This window comes from Methylobacterium sp. P3_A11 (assembly GCF_056403155.1).
In genome coordinates this window covers 1-3,968 of the sequence record NZ_JBFUGA010000202.1, presented here as the reverse complement: position 1 = coordinate 3,968, position 3,968 = coordinate 1, and the positions used below count along the sequence as shown (strand labels likewise).

Annotated in this window: 2 protein-coding genes, 2 pseudogenes and 1 riboswitch; of the genes and pseudogenes, 3 read left to right on the top strand and 1 reads right to left on the bottom strand. The window is 70.3% G+C overall.

Going from position 1 to position 3,968, the window contains the following annotated elements; all coding sequences use genetic code 11:
* Positions 1-275 (bottom strand): annotated as a pseudogene (locus tag AC1DXK_RS30370) (RluA family pseudouridine synthase); the annotation flags it as partial.
* 274 nt (positions 276-549) lie between these two features.
* Here AC1DXK_RS30370 and AC1DXK_RS30365 point away from each other — a divergent pair.
* From AC1DXK_RS30365 to AC1DXK_RS30355, 3 genes and pseudogenes are all read left to right on the top strand, one after another.
* Positions 550-897, top strand: a complete 348-nt coding sequence (locus AC1DXK_RS30365; protein ID WP_457108819.1) for a hypothetical protein — start codon at positions 550-552, stop codon at positions 895-897.
* 92 nt (positions 898-989) lie between these two features.
* A riboswitch (cobalamin riboswitch) is annotated at positions 990-1,181 on the top strand.
* Between the two features lie 277 nt (positions 1,182-1,458).
* On the top strand, positions 1,459-3,642 hold the full coding sequence (locus tag AC1DXK_RS30360) for a TonB-dependent receptor (protein WP_457108820.1): 2,184 nt from the start codon (positions 1,459-1,461) through the stop codon (positions 3,640-3,642).
* Positions 3,636-3,968 (top strand): annotated as a pseudogene (locus tag AC1DXK_RS30355) (PepSY domain-containing protein); the annotation flags it as partial. The gene AC1DXK_RS30360 and the pseudogene AC1DXK_RS30355, both read left to right, overlap by 7 nt.

Sequence of the window (3,968 nt, the reverse complement as noted above, 5' to 3'; positions counted from 1 at the left end):
ACGGCGTCGCGGGGGGGCTTCGGGGGCCGCACCGGGGCCGCGGCGGCCGCGCCCTGGGCGCCCCAGGGATCGCGCGCTCCGGCATCGTCGCCGCGGTTGCGGGCGGCGCGCTCGGCGGCGTCGCGGGCGCTGGTGCGCGGTCCTGTGCGGGCGCGGTCGTCGGTCCGGAACTTGCCGGCTTGGGGTCTGCCAGACTGGAACTTGCCGGCCTGGGACTTGCCGGCCTGAGGCTTGCGCCCCTTCGGCCCGCCGCTTTTGGGAGGTCGTGTCGTCATGATTCCGCCGGGACCCGTCTCCGCTTCGGACGGGGCGTCCGGGCGCGTGGGCCGCGGCGTCGCGGACGTCCGGACCGATGGGGTTTACCCGGCTGTAGCATCGCCGGCGCGCAGCGGCAAAGGCGCCGGATGATCGACGCCGCTATCCCGGCCCGCCGCCCCAGGCCGCACGGAGCCAGGGCTTCAGACCTTTCGGGAAGAGGTCCAGTCCGCCCGCGACGTCGAGGCCGTCCAGGTCGCACCACCGCGCCATGCACGCCATTCCGCAATCCTCATGGAAGACGAAGCAGTCCACACCCTCGAACCGGCCGGGCGGCAGAGCGATCGGAAAGAGGAACAGCACCTCGTGCCCGACCTGCCCTTAATGCGTGACGATGTTTCCTACGACGCGGGGACCGCCGAGCACCGAAACGGTGACGCCGAGCTCCTCCGCGAACTCCCGGATCAGGGCGTCCTCGGCGCGCTCGCCGAACGCGACGCCGCCGCCGAGGACGCCCGTGAGGCGCCCGTCATCCGCATGAATCTCTGCCGCCAGCAGGCTTGTTGCCGCGCCGGGGCAGGCCCAGCGCCTTCACGCAGATCTCCGGAAGTAGGCGCCAGAGCGTCATCCCGCACCGGCTAACCCGACCTCAACGGAGTCGCAACGGCCGGCGGCGCGCACCCGCCGGTCCACCGCAACAACCGGACACACGGTTGACGCCCGGACGCGCCAAGGCCAAGCTGACACCCGACGGTTCCCTTCGGGGATCAAAAGGGAACGCGGTGAGGGCTYGCCCCGAAGCCGCGGCTGCCCCCGCAACTGTRAGCGGCGAGCCCTTCACCACCACGTCACTGGGTCACCCCGGGAAGACGGTGCGAGGGCGGCGACCCGYGAGCCAGGAGACCTGCCGTCAGCCGTGGTCACACGCGAAACGCGCCGGGCGGGGTGTCCTGGCGGGTGTCGAGGCGCCCGCGCGCGAGCACGGACGCCAAAGCCTCGTTCGCGGTGACGTGCCACAGCAAGCGCGCCCGCGACGCCGTTCCCGATGTCCATCTCCGCAATTCCGGTTGTCGTGCCCCGATCACGGGACGCCTCCGCGCCCGCCAAGGCGCGAGCTTCCGGATGGCTCAGCATTTGTAATGTTATTACACTGCTTGTAGGACGTCGGGGCCGGCTCGGGCCGCGCATGGACCGCATGCCGCCATGTTCTCATCGACGCATCGTCCCCGCTCACGCGGGCTCGCTCCGGTCTCCGGGGTTCTCGTCGCGCTCCTCACAAGCCCGGCCGCCGCGCAGGAGGCCGTCACTCTGGACCAGCTCTCCGTTGCGGGTGCGGGCGGTGATCCGGACCGCGTCACGCCGAACAGCCTCAACCTGCACACCCCCGACCGGACCGCGAGCCGCCTCGGCCTGACGCCGCTGGAAACGCCGGCCAGCCTCGACATCGTGTCGGGCGAGACCGCGCGGCTGCGCGGCCAGGACACGATCGCCGAGGCCGTGACCCAGGATGCCACCGGCATCACCACGATTGCGTCGCCCGGCAACGGCAACGGCGCCTTCACGTCCCGCGGCTTCGCCGGCCCGAACTCGATCCAGCAGCTCTACGACGGCACGCGCTTCTACGTCGGCGCCAACACCGTGACCTTCCCGTTCGACACGTGGAACGTCGAGCGGATCGAGGTGCTGCGCGGGCCGTCCTCGGTGCTCTACGGGGACGGCGCGATCGGCGGCGTCATCAACGTGGTGCCCAAGAAACCGGTCTTCGTGCCGATCAACGCCGCGCGCGCCGTGGTCGGCACGGACGGCGTCGCGCGCCTCGCCTTCGATTCCGGCGGCGGGATCGGCCAGGCGGAGTACGGCGACACCTTCGCGTACCGCCTCAACGTCAGCGGCAACCGCGCCGACGGCTGGATGCGGCCGGAGGGCGACTTCCGCAACCTCGCCGTCTCCGCCGCCCTGCTGTTCCGGCCGAGCGCCGACCTCGCGTTCACCCTGAGCCACGATCTCGGCTACCAGGAGCCCGCCCGCTACTGGGGCACGCCGCTGGTCGAGGGACGCATCCCGGATCTCATCCGGTTCAACAATTACAACGTCCGCGACGCGAAGATCACCTGGGCCGACAACTGGACCCAGCTCAAGACCGAGTGGTCGCCCTCGGCCGACATCACGATCCGCAACACCGCCTACCGGCTCACCAGCCGGCGCCACTGGCTCGACGTCGAGCAGTACAGCTACAACCGCGGCACCGGGCTCGTGGACCGGGGCGACTACCTGGAGATCTACCACAGCCAAGAGCAGGTCGGAGACCGCCTCGACGCAACGTTCCGGGGCAGCCTGTTCGGATTGCCGAACCAGTTCGTGGCCGGCTTCGACGTGAACCACATCGATTTCCGGCACACCAACAACTTCTACTTCGATCAGGTCACCAGCGTCCCACTCGTCGGCTACGATCCGGGCCTCTTCCCCCAGAACGGCCGGGCGCGGCCGGCCTACGCCACGCAGACGAGCCAGGCCTCGGTCTTCGCCGAGGACCGGGTCATCCTGTCGGACAAGCTCTCGTTCCTCACCGGCGTGCGCCTCGACGTGCCCAAGCTAAACCGGGAGGACCTGCAGACGGGATCGCGGTTCGAGAAGACCTACCGGGCGCTGGGCTACCGGTTCGGCCTCGTCTACAGCCCGACGCCGGACAGCGCGCTCTACGCACAGTACAGCTTCGCCACCGATCCGGTGAACAGCCTGATCACGCTGAATCAGTCGCTGGCCGGCTTCAAGCTCGCCACTGGCGATCAGGTCGAGATCGGTGCCAAGGGTCTGGCCTTCGACGGCGCCGTGGAATGGACCGTCGCCGGCTACCGGATCGTCAAGGACAACCTGATCTCGGCGATCCCGGGCCAGCCGACCCTGTCCACGCAGGTGGGGAGCCAGTCCTCGCAGGGCTTCGAGCTGGCGCTGGGTTGGCGTTTCGCGCCGGGCTGGCGCCTCGACGGCAACCTCGCGCTGCTGCACGCGCAATACGACCGGTTCGACCAGACGGTGGGCGGCGCCACGGTCTCGTATGCCGGCAACCAGCCGATCGACGTGCCCGAGCGCGTGGCCAACCTCTGGCTGACCTGGGACGTATTCCGCGACTGGACCGCGCGGGTCGGACTCCAGAACGTCGGACAGGTCTACAGCGACTTCGGCAACACGGCCCGGCGCCCGGCCTACAACCTCGTCAACGTGGTCCTGGACCATCAGGTCACGGAGGCGTCGCGCCTGTCGCTGCGGGTCTACAACCTGTTCGACAAGGTCTACGCGATCAGCGGCAACGCCGTGAACGGGGTGGGCACCAACTGGCTGCTCGGGCGCCCGCGCTCGGTCGAGGTCGCCTATACGGTGACATGGTGAGCCTGCCGCGCCGGCTCGGCAAGACGGGACGGCGCTGGCTGATCCTGTTCCACCGCTGGGCCGGGATCGCCGCCGGGCTGTTCTTCGCCCTGTGGATCGGATCCGGGCTGGTGATGCTCTACGTGCCGTTCCCGACGCTCACCCAGGCCGAGCGCCTGTCACGGATCGCGCCGATCGCCTGGGATCAGGTCACGGTCCCACCGGACGACGCGCTCCGCGCCGCCGGCCTCGGCGGCGTGCCGGCCGCCTTCGGCCTGGAGATGCGGGGCGGCGAGCCCGTCTACCGGATCGCCGACCGCGACGGCGCCCGGGCCACGGTCTCGGCG